The organism is Pseudofrankia saprophytica (assembly GCF_000235425.2).
Taxonomy (GTDB): domain Bacteria; phylum Actinomycetota; class Actinomycetes; order Frankiales; family Frankiaceae; genus Pseudofrankia; species Pseudofrankia saprophytica.
Genome location: NZ_KI912266.1, coordinates 5,607,356 through 5,626,516, shown reverse-complemented (window position 1 = coordinate 5,626,516; position 19,161 = coordinate 5,607,356). Strand labels below are relative to the sequence as shown.

11 protein-coding genes are annotated in these 19,161 nt (G+C 73.0%); 8 read left to right on the top strand and 3 right to left on the bottom strand.

Going from position 1 to position 19,161, the window contains the following annotated elements; genetic code table 11:
• Nucleotides 1-761 precede the first annotated feature (761 nt).
• The 3 genes from FRCN3DRAFT_RS0223735 (at nucleotide 762) to FRCN3DRAFT_RS0223725 (ending at nucleotide 2,601) form a co-directional block, all read left to right on the top strand.
• Entirely contained in the window at nucleotides 762-1,235 is a 474-nt protein-coding gene (locus FRCN3DRAFT_RS0223735) for a hypothetical protein (protein ID WP_007513235.1), read from the top strand.
• A 401-nt stretch (nucleotides 1,236-1,636) separates the two neighbouring features.
• Nucleotides 1,637-2,056: a hypothetical protein gene (locus FRCN3DRAFT_RS0223730; protein WP_007513233.1), complete on the top strand. Its 420-nt coding sequence runs from the start codon at nucleotides 1,637-1,639 to the stop codon at nucleotides 2,054-2,056.
• A 14-nt stretch (nucleotides 2,057-2,070) separates the two neighbouring features.
• Complete coding sequence (locus FRCN3DRAFT_RS0223725; RefSeq protein WP_007513232.1) at nucleotides 2,071-2,601, top strand: hypothetical protein; 531 nt, start codon at nucleotides 2,071-2,073, stop codon at nucleotides 2,599-2,601.
• A gap of 16 nt (nucleotides 2,602-2,617) precedes the next feature.
• Here FRCN3DRAFT_RS0223725 and FRCN3DRAFT_RS57180 read toward each other — a convergent pair whose 3' ends face one another.
• On the bottom strand, nucleotides 2,618-2,749 hold the full coding sequence (locus FRCN3DRAFT_RS57180; protein ID WP_269799833.1) for a hypothetical protein: 132 nt from the start codon (nucleotides 2,747-2,749) through the stop codon (nucleotides 2,618-2,620).
• 104 nt (nucleotides 2,750-2,853) lie between these two features.
• A complete protein-coding gene (locus tag FRCN3DRAFT_RS45900) occupies nucleotides 2,854-3,474 on the bottom strand; it encodes a TetR/AcrR family transcriptional regulator (protein WP_007513228.1) in 621 nt (206 codons plus the stop codon).
• Between the two features lie 876 nt (nucleotides 3,475-4,350).
• Between FRCN3DRAFT_RS45900 and FRCN3DRAFT_RS0223710 the strand changes: the two genes are divergently transcribed.
• The 5 genes from FRCN3DRAFT_RS0223710 (at nucleotide 4,351) to FRCN3DRAFT_RS0223690 (ending at nucleotide 17,884) form a co-directional block, all read left to right on the top strand.
• Nucleotides 4,351-6,213 (top strand): fatty acyl-AMP ligase, encoded by a 1,863-nt coding sequence (locus tag FRCN3DRAFT_RS0223710; protein WP_035929275.1) that lies wholly within the window; start codon nucleotides 4,351-4,353, stop codon nucleotides 6,211-6,213.
• On the top strand, nucleotides 6,210-13,205 hold the full coding sequence (locus FRCN3DRAFT_RS0223705; RefSeq protein WP_007513224.1) for a type I polyketide synthase: 6,996 nt from the start codon (nucleotides 6,210-6,212) through the stop codon (nucleotides 13,203-13,205). The genes FRCN3DRAFT_RS0223710 and FRCN3DRAFT_RS0223705 overlap by 4 nt, the downstream gene beginning before the upstream one ends.
• A gap of 117 nt (nucleotides 13,206-13,322) precedes the next feature.
• A complete protein-coding gene (locus tag FRCN3DRAFT_RS0223700; protein WP_007513222.1) occupies nucleotides 13,323-14,498 on the top strand; it encodes an alpha/beta hydrolase in 1,176 nt (391 codons plus the stop codon).
• Nucleotides 14,423-16,060: an MFS transporter gene (locus tag FRCN3DRAFT_RS45895; RefSeq protein ID WP_232794120.1), complete on the top strand. Its 1,638-nt coding sequence runs from the start codon at nucleotides 14,423-14,425 to the stop codon at nucleotides 16,058-16,060. The genes FRCN3DRAFT_RS0223700 and FRCN3DRAFT_RS45895 overlap by 76 nt, the downstream gene beginning before the upstream one ends.
• A gap of 261 nt (nucleotides 16,061-16,321) precedes the next feature.
• Nucleotides 16,322-17,884, top strand: coding sequence for an alpha/beta hydrolase domain-containing protein (locus FRCN3DRAFT_RS0223690; protein ID WP_007513219.1), 1,563 nt, complete (start codon nucleotides 16,322-16,324; stop codon nucleotides 17,882-17,884).
• 77 nt (nucleotides 17,885-17,961) lie between these two features.
• Here the strand turns inward: FRCN3DRAFT_RS0223690 and FRCN3DRAFT_RS45890 are convergent, their stop codons facing one another.
• Nucleotides 17,962-19,095: a phosphotransferase gene (locus FRCN3DRAFT_RS45890; protein ID WP_007513217.1), complete on the bottom strand. Its 1,134-nt coding sequence runs from the start codon at nucleotides 19,093-19,095 to the stop codon at nucleotides 17,962-17,964.
• Nucleotides 19,096-19,161: the final 66 nt, after the last annotated feature.

Sequence of the window (19,161 nt, the reverse complement as noted above, 5' to 3'; positions counted from 1 at the left end):
GGGTGTGTTGCGGGGTTCCGGTTGTCGTGTTGATCGGGACCACCTCCTGCGCCCAGTGGACACCCTGACATCGTGTCAAGGTAAAGCCCGTGACCGGCGAATCAGGAGATCGTCTGGTTTGCAGGGCAGGCAAACGCGAGCACCGGGCCGCACGCGGTCAAAGCGACCGTGCGCGGCAGCGCGCGGGCGCACGACGGCGGGGCCGGTCGCCAGACCAGTCCTCCCTGCCGACCAGGGCCCGTGTTGATCGCGAGGACCGTAGGCCACCAGTCCCAGGCTGGCGCGGCGGACAGGACCCCGCCCGACACTGTCGCGTCCGGCGAGGCCAGATGATTTTCACGATAAATCGTCCGACTCGGAGACCTCACAGACAGCCGATGAGACTCTGAAGGTAGTCGGTCCGGCGATCGGAGGGCTTGATCGCACGAAGGCTCACGGGCAAAATCGTCTGGCTCGGCTGCATGCGACAGCGCCGAGCGGCCCGATCAGGGGCGTCGAGCGCCTCGGAAACCTTCTCCGCAAGTGTCGACACGCCCTCTGGCCGGCGAAACCGCATCGCGCGCTTCCGCGGCGGTCGGAGAATGCGCAGGCCAACCGGCACCTCGTCAGCGGCCTTCTCTACGGTCAGTCCGGTTCGGCGGAGGCCGTGAGGAAAGAACCGGCCCAGCACGCGCCCCCACGATGTCGTCAGGGTTCCAGGCAGGTGGGCACCTTTACCGACCGTCGACCAGCAGCTCTCGGATGATTGGCAGTGCTTTGCGATGGAGTTACTGGCTAGTTTGACGTCGGTCGGGATCGCCGGGGTCGCCGTGTTCTACGCGTGGAAAAGCGCGAAGGCGGCTGACCGGGCCGTCGATCAGGCCAACAAGGTAAGACTGGACGAGTTGTATGAGACGACCGGACTGGTACTTTCTCAAGATCCTCGGTTTCTTTACGACATCTATGGACTCGATCGGTCCATACCTGAGAGGGAAGCGCAGAACATTGCCTATCTTGGAATGGTTATAGATGGCATGCATCGCTACTATGGGCACGCCTACGACAGGAACTTTCGAGCGATGGTCGAGAAGATGAAGGTTGAGCGAACCTTTCTCAATGTTCTTCTTTCGAAAAGCGAGAACAGGAGGCGATGGAATACTCTCCGGATGCTTTATTACGGCGAATCTGCCAGAGAGTTCGTGGTGGCTGTCGACGAGCTCGCAACATTCGAAGCGATGCGCACGCCGGCCAGTTGAGGAGCCGGGCACCGACCTCGCCGAAGCAGAGCAACGGACGCCGAACCCCAATTTCGTGGGCCGGGATTCGCCGGCCGGGAGCAGGACCTGGCCGGCTTCGGATGTCTAGGTGCACGGGTCACCAGCGCAGTGCGGTGAAGTCGACGGGTCGGCTCGGTGCCGCGAAGGACGCTGTCGGCGTCTGGCGCCGAGGCCAGGTCGTACACGCGGCAGCGCCAACCGCCGGGGCGCCACCGGTGTGGCCGCCTGCGACGCCGTCCTTGCCCGCCAGCGCGCCGCCTGCGCCCTGCCCTGACGGCGCATCGATTCGCCGCTGGCCGCTGGCCGCTAGCCGCTAGCCGCTAATCACGCGTATGCGACCATTCGGCCGGGATCGTGACGTGACTGGGAGGTGCCGCGCGATGGACGAGGAGTCGTGGGAGGCGTGGGTCCGGCGGTACGGACTGCGACCTGCCGCGACGGATCTCGGCGAGGTGCGGGACATGGTGCGCGCCGAGACGGCGCTTGGCTGGGACGCCGACGTCGAACTGATGCGGGTGGGCTGCGTGCAGCTGTTCAACGCCGGTGCGCTGGCGGACGTCCTGACGGTCTGGGGGGCCAAGGGGGCCAACTTCGACGCGCACTGTTCGATCGATATCCAGCTGCTCTGCGGCGCTGGCCTCGACGAAGTAAAGACCCACCTGTGGGCAGCACGGGCGTACTCCGAGGAGGCCACCAAGGCGCTCGAGTACCTCCTCGAGTGCGAGGCGGCCGGGGACTTCGAGGACTTCACCGTCGAGCGTTGGTCTCGCGCGATGGCGGACTACTACGAAACCAGCTGAGAGGCGACGTCCCGATGGCTGCTCGGACGCTGTTCGACGGCGAGATATTCGTCCATTACGGCCAGTTCTACGTCGAGAGCTTCGAGAGTGGCTGGGAAGGAGACCTGTCCGCGGCGTTCGCGGGCCAGCGCAACGGGCTGTGCGGCGCCGCCTTCGACGGCTTCCTGTTCCTGATCACCGGGCTGCATACCGGCGACGTCGGTCTGAAGGTCGAGTTGCGTGAGGAAGCACCGCTGGATGAGCCCGCCTGGGAGGAGGCCGTCGAGGTCTCGTTCAGGCCCGTGTCGCCCCGGGTCCTGCTCGTTCAGTGGGCCGGCGAGAAGTCCTGGCCGCTCGACCTCGACCTGCGGGCCACCTACCGTGTCCGGTACAGCGCCACCGCCATGGACGCCGCCCATGCCGCCGACACCGTCGCGACCGGTGCGCACACGATCGACCGGTACCTCCTTCAGTTCTGGCTGGCCGCGCAGGCTCCCGACGTGGTGCTCCGCCAGACCGGCACCACCGCCGCCTACTGGCATGGCGAGGCTCCCCACCGGTCCTGACACCAGACCGATAGCGTCACAGCGACCGAGGGGCGGCGCCTTCGGCTCGCAGGAAGCCCTCGAAGGTCGCCTGGTACGCGTAGCCGATCTCCTCCTGGAACACGGCTGGGGATCCATTGACAAATGGCAGATCGAGCAGCACATCCACTACCTGGGCGTTCCCGCGACGATCCTGCGCCCCGCCGGGTTCATGGTGCTGGTGGCGGCCAGCCCGTGCGGGCCGGGTCGGCCCGTGCTTCGGCGGTTCGTCACTCAGCTCGGCGCCCTCTGTCCATCCCGAGGTACTACACACGGTTCGTGGTCCGGGTCCTCGCGCCGCGGGCCCGCGTCCGTGAACAGGCCGTCGAGAAGAAACGCCGTGAGCCGTCGAGCAGCGCCATCGCGATCGCTCTCCAGGAACTGCGTCTCGACCGCGGTCTCCAGGATCTCCATGAGGAGTATGAGGTCCATCGGATGCGCGTCCACGCGGATCTCGCCTCTGGCCTGTGCGGCGCGGAAGGCGGGGGCGAGTGCCTCGACCAGCTGAATCACGTATCGCTTCTGCTCGGGGGTCGACAACTCCCGGATAAGCGCGACCAGTGGCCGCATGGAAGCCTGCTCGGACAGCACGACGCCCAGCAGCTCGCGGAAGTGACACGCCTCTGTGTCCGCCACCGCCTGCCTCAGTCTGTCGAGATGCTCGGCGATGACGGCCTGGCCGAGCGCGTGTCGGTCGGCGAAGTGGCGATAGACCGTCGAGCGCCCTAAGCCAGCCCGACTCGCGATCTCCTGAAGCTGCACGACGCGGGGGACCTCGCCCCTGAAGGCCTCCACCGCCACGCGGAGGATGGCATCACGGTTGCGGTGGGCGTCGGAGCGCTGCGAGGTCTGCATCGAGTACCAATCCTGCTACCGTCCGTGTTCGGGTGTCCCGGCAAGGTGGGATCTCGCACCTCTTCTAAGTCCTGTTTTATCCATCTATGGTCCGGTGGCAGGAGAGGTTACCCGGTGGTAGCCGGCACAATCCAGTCGCTTCAGCGACTGCGCCCAGGAGCCGACGAGGCGGCCTACTGGGCCAGGGGCGGCTGTTAGGTGCCGACGACCTCGGCGACGGCAGCAAAGGTGTTACCGACCTCGGCTGTCGGCGCGGAAGTGCGGCAGGAGGACAATGGTCGGAATCGGACCTTCGTTGCGAGGTAGCCTGACCGTGTCATCTCGACCAGCTTGAACCGATCTCCGTATTCCAGCCTTTGTGCTCGACGGAAAGTCTGTCGGCGAAGCTCGTCGTTGATCGCCGCGATGGTGGCCGTTCCCTTGTGGGGAACGGCCGGCTTGTCGCGGCGTGGGACTACCGCGCCGTGCCGCTCGCCACGCCCACCCGGCGGCTGACCGGGCAGATCTGGGCGGGATCCGCGGCGACCCCGATGATCGGTCCTGGAATTGGGATGGATGGCCCCGGCTCCGAGCACCGTTGTCGGCGCAACGAATTCGACACGGCTTCCGCATCGGCCCCCGGAGTGTCACCAGATGGCCGAGGTCTCCGCGGCCAGAACCCCGCCGATGGCTACATCGACGCTTTACGCCGCCGTCGGGCGGCAGCTTTCCCTCCTTTCTTGAGCGCACGAAGCGTGGGCTACGGGTCGCCGCTCCCGAGAATTCCATGAATGCGGAGAAACGACGAACCGGCCCGTCTCGCGGCTGGCCGGCGAGTGGGACAGGCTTTGGAGGACGGATATGTCTGGGATTCGCGTGGCTCCGAACGGCGCTCGGGTGACCGTGGACGACGTTGTGCCCGTCCCGCTGCCCGAGCAGCTGGCCGCACGCGCTCGGGACGAGCCTGACCGTGTTGCCCTCACCTTCGTCGACTACGCCGTCGACCGGTCCGGAACCGCCACCTCGCTGACCTACGGGCAGCTGTTCAGCCGGGTCTGCGCGTTCTCGGCCCGGATCGCCGCCCGGCAGGAGCGGGGATCCCGGCTGGCGATCGTCGCCCCGCAGGGACTCGACTACGTGGTGGCGTTCCTCGGCGCGCTGCGGGCCGGCATCGTCGCCGTCCCGCTGTTCTCGCCCGACCTGCCTGGGCACTCCGGGCGGCTGGACGCCGTCTTCTCCGACTGCGAGCCGGCGGGTGTCGCCACCACTTCGGCCGCGCTGCCGGCCGTGCGCACGTTCCTCGAGAGGCAGGGGCGGGCCGTCGGCGTCATCGTCGTCGACGACGAGCCGGCTCTGGACGAGGCGGGGGACGCCGGCGCCGGCGGCCTCGCCGCGTGGATCAACCAGGCGCCGCCGGTCGCGCTCCGCCGGGATGACCTGGCGTACCTGCAGTACACCTCCGGTTCCACCCGGTCGCCGGCCGGAGTGCGGATCTCACATGGCAACATCGCCGTCAACGCGGCTCAGGCGGAAGCGGCCTACTTCGACGGCCGCGCTGGGCTGACCGTGGTCAGCTGGCTGCCGCTGTTCCACGACATGGGCCTGGTCCTCGTCGTCGGTGGCTGTGTTGGTGGTGGCTACCCCGCCGTGTTCATGAGCCCGGACGCCTTCCTCGCCAAGCCCGTCCGGTGGCTGCGGCTCCTGTCATCCAGCCCGGGCGCGGTCACGTCCGCCCCGAACTTCGCCTTCGACTTCTGCGCCAACCGGATCTCGGCCGAGGACGCCGCCGGCCTGTGGCTGGGCGACGTCGCCGCGATGAACAACGGCGCGGAGCCGGTCCAGGCCGCCACCCTCGACCGCTTCGTCCGCAGGTTCGGGCCCCGGGGGCTGCGCCCGGAGGTCATCCGGCCGTCGTATGGCCTCGCGGAGGCGACGGTGTACGTCTGCGGGTCCTCCGGACCGGCCGCGGCCCGGGTCCTCGAGGTCGACCAGGAATGGCTCGGAGCCGGCCAGGTGATGCCCGCGCCCGAGGGCGGCGGCTCCGACGCGCCGCCGGGCGGGCCCCACACCCTGGTCTCGTGCGGCCGCCCGGTCGGGCAGCTGGTCGCCGTCGTGGATCCCGCCGCGGCGCGGGTGCTCCCGGACGGGATGGTCGGGGAGATCTGGGTCCATGGGCCCAACGTCGCCCACGGGTACTGGCGTAACCCCGAGCTGTCCAGGACGACGTTCGGGCAGCGGCTCGCCCGCGAACTGGGCGGCCCGACCGCGGCTGGCCCGGCCGCCGCTGGCCGGGGCGCCGGCGAGCGAGCCGACGGCCGGCCTGTCGGCCCGTGGCTGCGCACCGGTGACCTGGGCTTCCTCGACGACGGAGAGCTGTTCGTCACCGGCCGGCTGAAAGACATGATCGTCATCGGCGGCCGCAACCACTACCCGCAGGATGTGGAGGCGGCCGTCGAGGACGGGCACGAGGCGTTGGGCCGCCACCGCACCGCCGCCTTCTCCGTGCCGGGTGACGACGGCGAACGGGTCGTCGTGGTGGCGGAGATATCCCGGCACGCGCTCGACGGGGGGTGGGACTCCGCCACTGTCGAGCAGGCCGTCCGTGGCGCCGTCTCCGATCGCCACGGCCTGGCGGTCCACGATGTCGTGCTCACGCGGCCCGGTTCCGTCCCGCGCACCACAAGCGGGAAGATCGCGCGCCGCGCCAGCCGGCAGCGCTACCTGGCCGGCGGGTTCTCGCGGGTGGGGAGCGCCTCGTGACGGCACGACGCGGACTGACCGAGGCGGAGCTGCGGGCCTGGCTGACGCGCGAGGTCGCCCGCCTGGTGGGCGTTCCAGCCGAGGCGGTCGGTGAGTTCCAGCCGCTTGGCGAGCTGGGGCTCGCCTCCCGCGACGCGGTCGCGCTGGCCGGCGAGCTGGAGGACCTGCTCGACATGGCCCTCCCGGCCACGCTCGTCTGGGAGAACCCGACCATCGCCGCCATCGCCGCGCGGCTGGCCGCGCTCGGTTCCCACAGCGGCGGCGGCGTCGGTGGCGGTGGACCGCGCGTCGCGGCGGTCCCGAGCGCCGAGCCGGTGGCCATCGTCGGCATCGGCTGCCGGCTGCCCGGCGGCTCGGCCGACCCGGAGGGGTTCTGGGACTTCCTCACCCGGGGCGGCGACGGCATTCGCGAGGTGCCAGCGGGTCGGTGGGAACGTTTCGTCGCCCCGGCGTCGGCGTCGGCGTCAGCTCTGGTCGGGCTCGGCCGTCACGGCGGCTTCCTCGACGAGGTCGCCGGTTTCGACCCGGGATTCTTCGGCATCGCGCCGCGCGAGGCCGAGCTGATGGACCCCCAGCACCGCCTTCTCCTGGAGGTCGTCTGGGAGGCGCTGGAGAACGCCGGCGTCGCGCCGGCGTCGTTGCGCGGCACGCCCACCGGAGTGTTCGTCGGCGTGAGCCTCGTCGAGTACGCCCACCTCACGGCGTCGGACCTGAGCCGGGTCGAGGCCCACACGTCCACCGGGGCGGCGATGTCGCTCGCGGCCAACCGGATCTCCTACACGCTGGACCTGCGCGGGCCGTCGATCGCGCTCGACACCGCCTGTTCGTCCTCGCTGGTCGCGGTGCACACGGCCTGCGCGAGCCTGCGGTCGGGCGAGAGCGCGGTGGCGATCGCCGGCGGGGTCAACCTGCTGCTCGCCCCGGCCGTCTCCGCCGCGTTCGCCTCGGCGGGGCTGCTGGCCCCGGACGGGCGCTGCAAGGCCTTCGCGGCGTCGGCCGACGGAATAGCACGCGGTGAGGGCTGCGGCGTGACCGTCCTGAAGCGGCTGTCCGACGCCCGGCGCGACGGCGACCGGATCTGGGCCGTCATCCGCGGCTCGGCGGTGAACTCCGACGGGCGCTCGAACGGCATCACCGCCCCGAACCCGCGGGCGCAGGAGGCGGTCCTGCGCGCGGCCTACCAGGCGGCCGGCGTCGACCCGGCCGAGGTCGACTACGTCGAGGCGCACGGGACGGGCACGCCGCTGGGCGACCCGATCGAGGCGGCCGCCCTCGGCGCCGTCGCCGGCGCCGGCGCCGGCCGCAAGGCCGACCGTCCGCTGCTGATCGGGTCGGTCAAGACCAACATCGGCCACCTGGAGGCGGCGGCCGGCATCACCGGCCTCATCAAGGTCGCGCTCGGCCTGACGCACGGGATGATTCCGGCCACCCTGCACTTCGACGCTCCGAGCCCGCACATCCGCTTCGACGAGGCGGGGCTGCGGGTCGTCACCGAGCGCCGTCCATGGCCCCGCGTCGCCGGGCGTCCGGCCCAGGCCGGCGTGTCGGGCTTCGGCTTCGGCGGGACCAACGCCCACGTCGTCCTCCAGGAATGGCCAGCCGACGCGCGGACCCTCGTCGACGCCCCGACGCCGGACGCTCTGATACCAGAAACCCAGGCGGCGGACCCGGCGAGGACCCTCCTGCTGTCCGGCGCGAACCCGGCCAGGCTCCGGCGGCAGGCGGACCGGCTCGCCGCCTGGCTCGACGAGCCGGCCGGACGGATCGCGCGGCCGGTGGACGTCGCCGCGGTCCTGGCCCGCCGGCACTCCTACGACGCCCCGGTGAGCGCCGCCGTCGTCGGCCGGACCCGCGGCGAGCTGGCCGACGCCCTGACCGCGCTCGCGGACGAGGTCGACACCCCGGCCGTCGTCGCCCCCGTCGCGCCGGCGCGACGCCCGGCCCGCGACGGGGCGCCGGGCACCGTCTGGGTGTTCTCGGGCCAGGGCTCGCAGTGGGCGGGCATGGGCCGGCGGCTGCTGGCGACCGAGCCGGACTTCGCCGCCGCCGTCGACTGGGTCGAGCCCGTCCTGAGCCGGCACACGGGCCGCTCGCTGCGGGCCGCCCTGACCGGTGACACCTCGTTCGAGGGGCTCGAGGCCACCCAGCTGGTGCTGTTCGGGACGCAGGTCGCCCTGGCCAGGCTGTGGCGCGCGTGTGGGTTGCAGCCCGCGGCCGTCCTCGGGTTCTCGATGGGCGAGGTGTCGGCGGCGGTGGTGTCGGGCGCGCTCGACCTCGACAGCGGCGCCCGGGTCATGGCCACCCGAGCCCGGCTGCTGGCGTCGCTGGAGCACGAGGACAACGGCGAGCTGGCCATGGTCGAGCTGTCCGACGCCGAGTGGGACGCGATCGCGCCCCACTTCCCGGACGTCGCGGTCGCCGTCCACACCAGCCCCACGCAGCGCGCGGTCGGCGGCGACCCGACGCAGCTGCGGGCGCTGTGCGCGCGGCTCGAGGCGATGGGCCGCGACGTGTTCCCGATGCCCATTCCCGGGGGCGCCCACTCGAGCGCGGTCGACGTCCTGCTCGACGAGCTGACCGGCGAGCTGTCCGACATCACCGGTCGGTCGCCGGCCGTGGCCTTCTACGGCACCACCCTGGACGATCCGCGGCAGCTTCCCGCCTTCGACGCGGCCTACTGGGCGGCGAACGCCCGGCGGCCGGTCCGCTTCGCCCACGCCCTCGTGGCCGCCGGCACCGACGGCCACGCCACGTTCCTGGAGGTCTCCCCGCACCCGATCGGCGCTCGGGCGGTGCGCCAGACCCTCGGGGCGGCGCGCGTGACGGTCGCCGGAACGTTACGGCGGCACACCGACGACCAGGTGACGTTCCGGGCCAACCTCGCCAGGCTCGCCCTGGCCGGCGGGGACGCCGGGGCGCGGGCCGCCCTGTCCCGCGAGACCGCGGGCCGCGCGCCGGCGCGACGGGCCCCCGAGCCGCCGACGACCGCCTGGGACCGCCGGCCCTACTGGTTCCGGCCGACCGACGCACGGCGACCGGCCGCCGGCGCGGGCGCGGGACATCCGCTTCTCGGGGCGAGGGTGGACCTGCCCGAAGGCGGCCGGTACCTGTGGAGCGCCGACGTCGGGACCGCCGCCGTGGGGTGGCTCGCCGACCACACGGTGCACGGCGCCCCGGTGCTGCCAGGCGCGGCGCACGCCGAGATCGCCCTGGCCGCGGCCACCGCCGTGCTCGGCTCGCCCGACGTCGTGGTCGGCGACCTGGAGATCCACCGGATCGTGCCGCTGGCCGACCAGACGACGATCACGGTCTCGTTCCGAGTGACCGACTCCGGCGGCACGGTCGACGTGCACACCAGGTCGGCCGGGTCGGACCGCTGGGTCCGCTGCGCGACGGCGACGGTCACGCGGGCCGGTCCCGGCGCCGACCTTCCGCGCGATCCGGGCACGGGCGTGCCCGTGATCGGATCGAACATGCTGGGTGACGGGGAGGGTCTGCCCGTCGACCTCTACGGGGCGTTCGAGGCGGTCGGGCAGCGCTACGGCCCCGCGTTCGCCGGGGTGAGCGAGGCACGGTGCGGCGTGTCCGGCGGGCGGGGCGTGGCCCGCGGCCGGGTCCGCCTGCCGGACACGGCGACCGGGCATCCCCTGCTGCGCGCGCACCCGGCCCTGCTGGACGCGTGCCTCCAGACCCTCGCCGCGGCCGCCGCGGGGCTGTGGCCGGCGCGGGACGACCGGGCGATCTACCTGCCGGTGGGGATCGGCCGGCTGTGGGTGGGCGCGGCCCAGCCGCGGGAGGGGACCTGTCACGCGACGCTCGCGCCGGCCGGCGCCGACGACGCCGGTCTGGTCGGCGCGGTCCGCCTCGTCGGCGACGACGGCGCGGTCCTGCTGGCGGCCGACGAGATCTACCTGCGCCGCCTGCACCGCGACGACGTGCCGGTGGCGCTGGAATCCATGCTGTTCGAGTCCCGCTGGGAGCCGGCGGAACTCGCGCCGCCCGCGGCCGGCGATGGCGTGGGGCGTCCCGAGGACGTCGCCTGGGTCGTGGTGACTCCGGTGCCACCGGACGCGGGCCTCGCCGCCCGGCTGGTGGCCCGGCTGGGGGAAGCCCACAGCACGGTCGTCACCCTCGCGCTGGACGACGCGCCGGCCCTCGCGGCGGCGCTGGCCGCGCGGGCCGCGCGCGGCGACGCCGCCGGGATACTGCTCCTCGTTCCTGACGAGGCGGCACCGGCTGGCGTGGCCGCGGGCGACGCGTCCGCCCTGGTGACCGACGCGACCGCCCCGGTCGCGGGGGCGTCCGCCCTGGTGGCCGGAGCGGCCGCGCTGGCCCGGGCCGTGACGGAGGCCGGGTTCGCGCGGTCGCCGCGCCTGTGGTTCGTCAGCCGGGGCGCCGCGGTGGCCGGCGCCGGCGAGGCCGGTCGGCCCGGCCCGGCGTCGCTGCGCGGTCTGGTACGGGTGCTCGCCTTCGAACATCCCCTGCTGCGGGCGACGCTCGTCGACCTCGACCCGGCCGGCGACCCGCTGCCCGACCTGCTGGCCGAGCTGGCCGCCGGCGCCGACGACGACGAGGTCGCGTGGCGAGGCGGCCGGCGGATGGTGGGCCGCCTCGCCCGCGCGTCGCTCGCGCCCCCCGCGGCGGCCCGGCCCACCGGGCGGAAGCTCGTACGTCCCGAGGCCTACCTCGTGACCGGTGGCCTCGGCGGCCTCGGACTCGCGCTGGCCGGCCGGCTCGCCGAGGGCGGAGCGGCCCGGCTCGTCCTAGGCGGCCGGCGCCAGCCGTCTCCCGAGGTCGAGGCCGCGCTGGCCGAGCTGCGCGCCGGTGGGCGCACGGACGTCGTGGTGGTCAGGGGCGACATCGCCAGACCGGGGACGGCCGGGCGTCTCGTCGCCGCGGCCACCGCCGGCGGGACGCGGCTGGCCGGCGTCGCCCACGCGGCCGGGATGCTGGTCGACCAGACCGTGCTGACCCTCGACCGCGACAGCCTCGAGCGGGTCTGGGCTCCCAAGGTCACCGGCACCTGGCTGCTGCACCAGGCCACCGAGCACCTCGACCCGGACTGGTGGCTGGTCTTCTCGTCCGCCGCCGGCCTGCTGGGCTCGCCGGGGCAGGCGTCGTACGCGGCGGCGAACGCCTGGATGGACGCGTTCACGCGCTGGCGGCGCGCCACCGGACGGCCGGCGACGAGCATCCAGTGGGGCGCCTGGTCCCAGGTGGGCAGGGCAGCGGGGAACACGAACCCGCTGCTCGAGCCGCTGTCGCCGGCCAACGGCCTGGAGGCTCTGGAGGCCGTCCTCGCGTCCGGCCGTGACGTCACCGGCGTCACCCGGCTGTCCCCCGAGCGCGCGGTCCACCTGCTGCCGGAGATCGCGGGTGCCGCGTACTTCGGCCCGCTGCTGGCCGAGGCCGGCCCCGGGAACGGCGCGGGGGACAGCGCCGGCGACGACCGCTGGCCCGGCGTGGCCGCGCTGCGGTCGGCCGACCCGGCGGTGGCCCGCGGCATGCTGGCGGCCAGGCTGCGCACCCGCGTCGCCCAGATCATGGGCTTTCCGCCGGACCGGGCCGAGCTGGTCGACCCGGACGTCCCGCTGACCGAGCTCGGCCTCGACTCGCTGATGGCCGTGCGCGCGCGGGGCGCCGTCGAGAGCGACGTCGACGTCGTGCTGCCGGTGCGCCTCCTGCTGCGGGGAGCGAGCCTGGCCGACGTCGAACGCCACGTCGCCGCCGAGCTTGGCCTGCCCGAAGCCGCCCAGGGCGCCGCCGCGGACTCCGATGCCGGCACCCGGCGGGCTCACGCCGGCGGTGCCGGCGCCGCCCCTCGGTGGGACCCGGCGGCCGTGGCTCGGGCCCGTGGTTACATCCCACCCCGCGACCCGACCGAACGCTGGCTGGTGGTCCTGTGGGAGGAGGCGCTGGGCCGCTCCCCGGTCGGCGTGACGGACGACCTCGCCGCCGCCGACCGGGCCGGCGAGCCGCCCGGTCGGGCCGGCGCCGCCGTCGCGGCCGCCGTGGCCGACCGGCTGGGAGCCGACGCGGTGGCGGACGCGGGACCGCTGCTCGCGGCCGGCACGGTGGAGCGGATGGCGAACCTGCTGCGTGAACAGCTGGAAGGCAACGGCGGGAACCCGCTGCGCGTGCTGCGCGCCGCCGGGGTCGAGCCGGGCCGGGAGCACGCCGCTGGCGACCGGCAGCGGCCGCTGTTCCTGTTCCATCCCGCAGGCGGCCCGACCAGCGTCTACCACGCGCTCGTCTCGCGGCTGCCCGCCGGCCCGCCGGTGTACGGCCTGGAACGGCTCGACGACCTGCGGGACGTCGAGTCCAAGGCCGACCGATACCTGGAGATCATCCGGGAGATCGCCCCGGGCGGCCCCTACCGGCTGGGCGGCTGGTCGTTCGGTGGGGTCCTCGCCTACGAGGTCGCGCAGCGACTGGTCGCCGCGGGAGAGGCCGTCGAGGTCGTCGCCATGATCGACTCCATCCTCCCGCTGCCGGTCGCCTCCGGGGACGTCCGCGGGCTGGTGGTCGAGCGGTTCCGCCGGTTCGCCGCCTACGTGAGCGAGACCTATCACGTCGACCTGGACCTGCCCTACGACGAGCTGGCCGCCCTCGACGAGGACGCGCAGGTCGAGCGCCTCGGCCGGCTGCTCGCGTCCTCGGCGATCGCCATGACCCCGGGAGTGCTGGAGCACCAGCGGACCTCCTACGCCGACGCGCGGATCGCCGAGCGCTACCGGCCGCGGCCGTACGCCGGCCGAGTCGTGCTCTTCCGGGCCGCGTCGGCCCACCGGGTGACGGTCACGCTGGACCCGCGCTACGACCGGGCCGAGACCGCGCTCGGCTGGGACTCCTACTGCTCGGACCTCGACGTCGTCGTGGTCCCGGGCGACCACACCTCGGTCATCGACCCCCCTGCCGTCGGCCTCATCGCCGACCACCTCGGCGTCGTCCTGGCCGGTCCCGCCTCGCCCGCCGACCCGCTGATCGGTTGATCGGTTGATCGGCTGGCCTGCGAGAACGACGGCCAGGGCCCGAAAACCTCCCCGCGCCGGTCCGTCGGCGGCTGGCGCCGCGGCTCCCGGAACGGCTGCATGGACGGAGAGACAGGAATGCCCGCACGGTTACGGACACGGCGGCGGCTCGCCACGGCAGCCGCGGTGGTCGCGGTGGTCGCGGTGCCCGCCGGCTTCGCCGGCACGCCGCCGGCCGCCGGGTCGTCCCCGGCCCCGGCCGCGTCCCCGGCTCCCGGGACGCCGGTCGCCCCGGTGACCCAGGTCAACCAGAGCGCGAACGGCGGTGACAACCCCAAGATCGGGACGGTGCCGGACACCGCCACGCTCGGCGTACCCAACCCCGGGACCGTGCCCGTCGTCGGCCTCGCCACGGCGACGGCCGACGACGGCGCTCGGGTTCTCTACGAGACTCGCGTCGACGCCCGCACGATCGACCTCATGGTCAGCTCGCCGGCCCTCGGCGGCGCGGCCCCCGTCCGGCTGATGCTTCCGGCGGCCTGGGCGTCCAGTCCGGGCGCCCAGTTCCCGGCGCTGTACCTGATCCACGGCTGCTGCGAGAAGGCCGACTACCAGTCCTGGTCTCTTTACACCGACGTCGAGACCCTCACCGCCGACAAGAATGTCCTTGTCGTCATGCCCAGCGACGGATCTGCCGGGTTCGGGACCAACTGGTGGAACTTCGGCGCGCCGCACAAGGGATGGAACTACGACACCTTCATCGCCACCGAGCTGCCGCAGATCCTGCGCGCCGGATACCGGGCGTCCGGGCGCGCCGCGATAGCCGGCGCGTCGATCGGCGGTTACGCCGCGCTGGCGCTGGCCGCCCTGCACCCCGGACGGTTCGCCGCGGCGGCCTCCTACAGCGGACTTCTGAACACCCAGACGCCGGTGGTGAGCACCGAGATCCTGGGGATCCTCGCCCGGGAGGGCCGCAACCCGCTGGCGATGTGGGGTGACCCGGCGCTGCTGGCGCTGCAGTGGCTCTACACCAACCCGGCTGCCCAGCTCTGGAGGCTCACGAACGTCGGCCTGTTCGTCTCGGCGGGCAACGGCAGCCCCGGTCCGCTGGACCCCCCGGGCCGGGAAAGCGATCTCCTGGACGCGATCACGCTGGCCAACAGCACCACGTTCGTGAACCTGGCCCGGCTGAGCGGGCTGAGGCCGACCGTCGACTTCTATGGAGCGGGCACCCATTCATGGCCGTACTGGAATCGCGAACTCGCCCGGTCGTGGCCGGTGCTGGCGGCCGGGCTGGGGCTTCCGGCGACCTGACCGGCGGTCCGGGCCGCCCGGGCAGCCCGGGGAGGGCTCGGGCGGCTCGACGGACCGGGCTGCTGCTCACGGTCGCCCTGGTCGCGTTCGTCACGGCGCTCGACAACACCGTCGTGAACGTGGCCCTGCCGTCGATCGAGCGCGACCTGTCCCTGTCGACGACCGGCCTGGAATGGGTCGCGACCAGCTACATCCTGGCCTTCTCCAGCCTGCTGCTGGCCGGCGGCCGGCTGGCCGACCTGTTCGGACGGCGCCGCGTCCTGGTGCTCGGCCTGGTCGTGTTCGCCGTCGGGTCGGTGCTGTGCGGCCTGGCCTCCTCCGGCGCCGGACTGATCGCCGCCCGGGCGGCGCAGGGCGCGGGCGGGGCATGCGCGCTCCCGGCGACGCTGGCGATCCTGGCCGTGGACCTGGACGGTCGTGACCGCGACGTCGGCGCGGGTGTGCTGACGGCGGCGATCGCGGCCGCCCTCGCGCTCGGGCCGGCGGTCGGCGGCGCGATCAGCCAGTACGCCCACTGGAGCTGGATCTTCTTCGTCAACATCCCGGTCTGCGCGGTGACGACGGGGCTCGCCCTCTGGGCGGTGCCGCCTGGTCGCCGGCGTGCCGGGCGGCGGGCGGGCCTCGACCTCGCCGGGCTCGCGACCTCCGGGATCGCGCTGCTCGCGCTCACCTGGGCGCTCGTCGAGAGCACCAGCCGAGGGTTCAGCTCGCCGCCCATCGTCACCGCCTTCGTCGTGGCGGCGCTGGCCGGCTGGGCGTTTGTCGCGGTCGAGACCGCGGCGACCGACCCAATGCTCGACGTGGGCCTGTTCCGTTCACCGGCCTTCTCCGGCGGCACGGCGTCGCAGATGCTCTGGGGCCTCGGGGTGAACGGCGTCTTCCTGTTCACATCCCTGTACCTGCAGCACATCCTCGGTTTCAGCCCGGTCACCGCCGGGCTCGCGTTCGTGCCGCTGGCCGTCGCGCTGGTCGTGTGCGTGCCGGTGGCCGAACGCCTGGTCGCCTCGTGGGGCGCGCGGATCACCGTCGCGGCCGGCCTGGGGATGGTCGCCGCCGGCCTCTACCTGACCGCGCGCGTGGAACCGGGCGCCTCCTATCTCGACCTGCTGCCGGGGCTGCTGGTCATCGGTTCCGGCTCGGCCCTGACGACCCCGCTGACGTCGGTCATGCTCGGCGCCGTCGACCCGGCCGGAGCGGGGATGGCGTCGGCCGTCCTCAGCACGGCCCGGGAGGTCTCCGGGGTGCTGGGAGTGTCGGTGACCGGGGCGATCCTGCTGGCCCGTCAGCGGGCGGTCGTCGACGGCGGCGGCAGCGTGGTCGACGGTTTCGTCGCCGGCTACTCCCGCGGGCTGAGGGTCTCGGCCGGACTCGTCGCGCTGGGCGCGCTCATCAGCCTGGCCACGCTGGGAGGCCGGCGCGGGCCGGGCCGGCACCGCCGGACTCGGCCCCCGCCAGCCCGGCGACGGTCCCGGCCGCGGCCAGCCCCACCACGCCCTGCCGGCTCGATCTCACGCAAACCGCGGGTAAACCGGGACCAGGAAAGCTCCCGAAGCCCACATTAAAAGCAGGTTCTTCATTCGCTTGACACTTCATGTTCCGGGCTTCCATGATGTGGATGTCATCCAGGTTACCGGTCGGTAAATCCCTTCCAGGATGCGCGTTCGAGGCGTCGTTGTTGCGCGCTCGGCCATCCTGGGAGCCGGCCCGCGACCATTTCTGGAACAGCATTGATCCGTCCGGGGCCTGGTCTTATTCCCGGCGTGCCGGCACTCCTCCCTCGAAGTATGCCGCGCGCACAACTGTCGATCGGAGAAACGAACAACATGGCATTCACGCATCCGCGGATCCGTACTTCTCTGAGAGCTCTCTTACCCGGCCGGCCACGTCGGTCGGTGTCGCGGGCGCTGCTCGCGGTGCTCGTCGCGGTGCTGACGCCGTTGCTGGCCTTCTGGGCCTCGGACATGGCACTGGCGGCCGGCGGGACAGGGGGCGCCGCCGCTTCCGTCACGCCTGTTCCCGGCCCGGCGGCTGACCTGTCGCATCCCTTGACGGGCGGGAACGGTCCGTTCATCGGGACGGCGATCCCGGTGGATCTGAACCAGGCCGGGTATGTGCAGCAGGAGTATGCCGCGGTCGGCACGGCCACCTCGTACCGTGCCGTCGGCGCGCTCGCAGGGAACGGCCGCTGGACGTTCGCGCCCAACGGGACCGCCCCGTACGACACCCGGGTACTGGTACGCCGCCCCGCGGACCCGGCGAAGTTCAGCGGCAACGTCCTCGTCGAATGGCTCAACGTCAGCGGCGGCGTCGACGCCGACCCCGAATGGGCGAACCTGTACGAGGAGATCACCCGACGTGGTGACATCTGGGTCGGCGTCTCAGCCCAGCGGATCGGTGTCGAGGGCGGCCAGGTACTGGTCACGGTGCCCGGCGCGGGCTCGGATCTGGCCGGCCAGGGCCTCAAGAAGATCGATCCGGCCCGCTACGGCACTCTCGCCCACCCGGGCGACGGGTTCGCCTTCGACATCTTCACCCAGGTCGCTCGTGGCCTGCGCGGCGGCGGGGCTCTCGACGGCCTCCACCCACAGCGACTGGTCGCGGCGGGGGAGTCCCAGTCGGCCTTCGCGATGACCACGTACTACAACGGCGTCCAGCCGCTGACCCAGGCCTTCGACGGCTTCTTCGTGCACAGCCGCGGGGCCGCGGGACTGCCACTGGTCGGCCCCGGCCAGAGCGCCGACCTGACCGGGGCGCTGTTCAGCGCGTCGACCACCTTCCGCACCGACCAGAACGCGCCGGTGCTCGACATCCAGACCGAGTCCGACCTGACCGGGATCCTCAACTCGGTGCAGGCGCGCCAGCCCGACAGCGACCGGTTCCGCCTCTGGGAGGTCGCCGGCACCTCGCACGCCGACGCCCATCTGCTCGGCTCCACGGCGGCGGGCATCGACTGCGGCGCCCCGATCAACAACGGCCCGCTGCACCTGGTTGCCAAGGCTGCCTGGCACGGGCTCACTACCTGGCTCACGACCGGTCAGGCGCCGGTGACCGCGCCACGCATCGACATAAGCCAGTTCCTGCTATTCCGCAGCGTCAAACGCAACGCGGACGGCATCGCGACCGGCGGCATCCGTACCCCACCGGTCGACGTCCCGGTCGACGTCCTGTCCGGCGACCCAGGACCCAACCTCTCCGCCATCTGCCTGCTGCTCGGATCCACGAAACCGTTGTCCACCGCCCGGCTGGCCCAGCTCTACCCCTCCCGCGCCGACTACGAACGCCGCTACGCGGCCAACGCCGACGCCGCCGTCAGCGCGGGATTCGTGCTCGGCGACGACCGCCCCGCGCTGATCGCCTTCGCCCAACCGGCCCGCATCCCCAGCTGACCACCGACAGCACCCGGGCCTCGCCGCCCTGACCCGTAACTCACGCTGCCAGCCCCGCCCGGCGGGGCTGGCAGCGGCTACGTCGGCGGGCTCGTCGCGACAGGCCGACAGGATCCAGGGGTGCGTGGCCGGGGGAGCGTCGCGCGCGGCCGGCGTCGCGGTGGTGTGACCGCGCCGCTGTGGTCGGCGAGTGCGGTGGCGAAACGTTCGATGACCGCCAGGCACGCGTCGGTCGGCTGGAAGCCGCCACCGGACAGCGTGTGCAGCCAGGTGCCGAGCCCGAACACCGGTGTCTGGCGGTACAGCTCCCAGGCTTCGTCGAGACCCGGGCCGGGCGCCCCCCGGGCGCCGAGCTCGTTCACGTAGTCGCCGAGGAGATCACGCTCGTGGTCACGCCGGTCGGCGGTGCTCAGGCAGGAGACCAGGAAGTAGCCGACGTCGTGCGACCAGTTGCCGGCCCGCACCAGCTGCCAGTCGTAGAAGCCGGTGACGCCTCCGGGCAGCGTGTAGGTGTTGGCCAGGTGCGGGTCGCCGTGCAGCAACGTCCGCGGGTGCGCCGCCGCCAGCGCCGCCCAGTCGCGGAATCCCCGCTCGACGACACCTGCGTCGACGCCGGCGGGGATGAGCCGGCCGTGCCCGCCCGCCCGCAGCCGCCGCAGCGCCCGTGCCAGGCTCGCCCAGGAGATCGGCGCCCAGACCCGCCCGAGCCGCCATGGACGCACGAAATCCAGCGGCCGCGGCAGCGGGTCCTCCCAGTAGGCCGCGTGCAGCCTGGCCAGGCCGAGCAGGCCGTCGCGCACCTGGTCGACGTCCAGGGGGACGGTGGCGACATTGGCGCGCGCTCCGCGCAGCGTCACGTCCTCCATCACGGTCACCGCCGCCAGCCTGCGCCGGTCGACGGCGGCGGCGTAGAAGGCAGGATGCTCCAGCGGCAGGTCCGGCCCGCAGGAGGCCAGGCGGGCCTCGGCCTCCCGGGCGCCCAGAGCGGTCAGCGCGAGCCGGTTGAGCATCCGGCCCTCCCGCTTGACGAACACCCGCCGCGGGCCGCTGCCCGACGCGTAGCGCAGCCGCACCCGGGCTCGACTGTTCGTCCCGTCGACCAGGTCGTCGAGCTCGACCGCCACGACCGCGGCGCCGGGGCACGAGCCGGCGAGAGCCGCCGTCATCCACTGCGGAGTCACGTCCGACCAGCCCTGCGGCACGCTCAGCACCTGCGCATCATCCCGAAACCTGGCAGGCACGGGAATCCGACCGTGAGTAAGGATCCCGACAAGAGT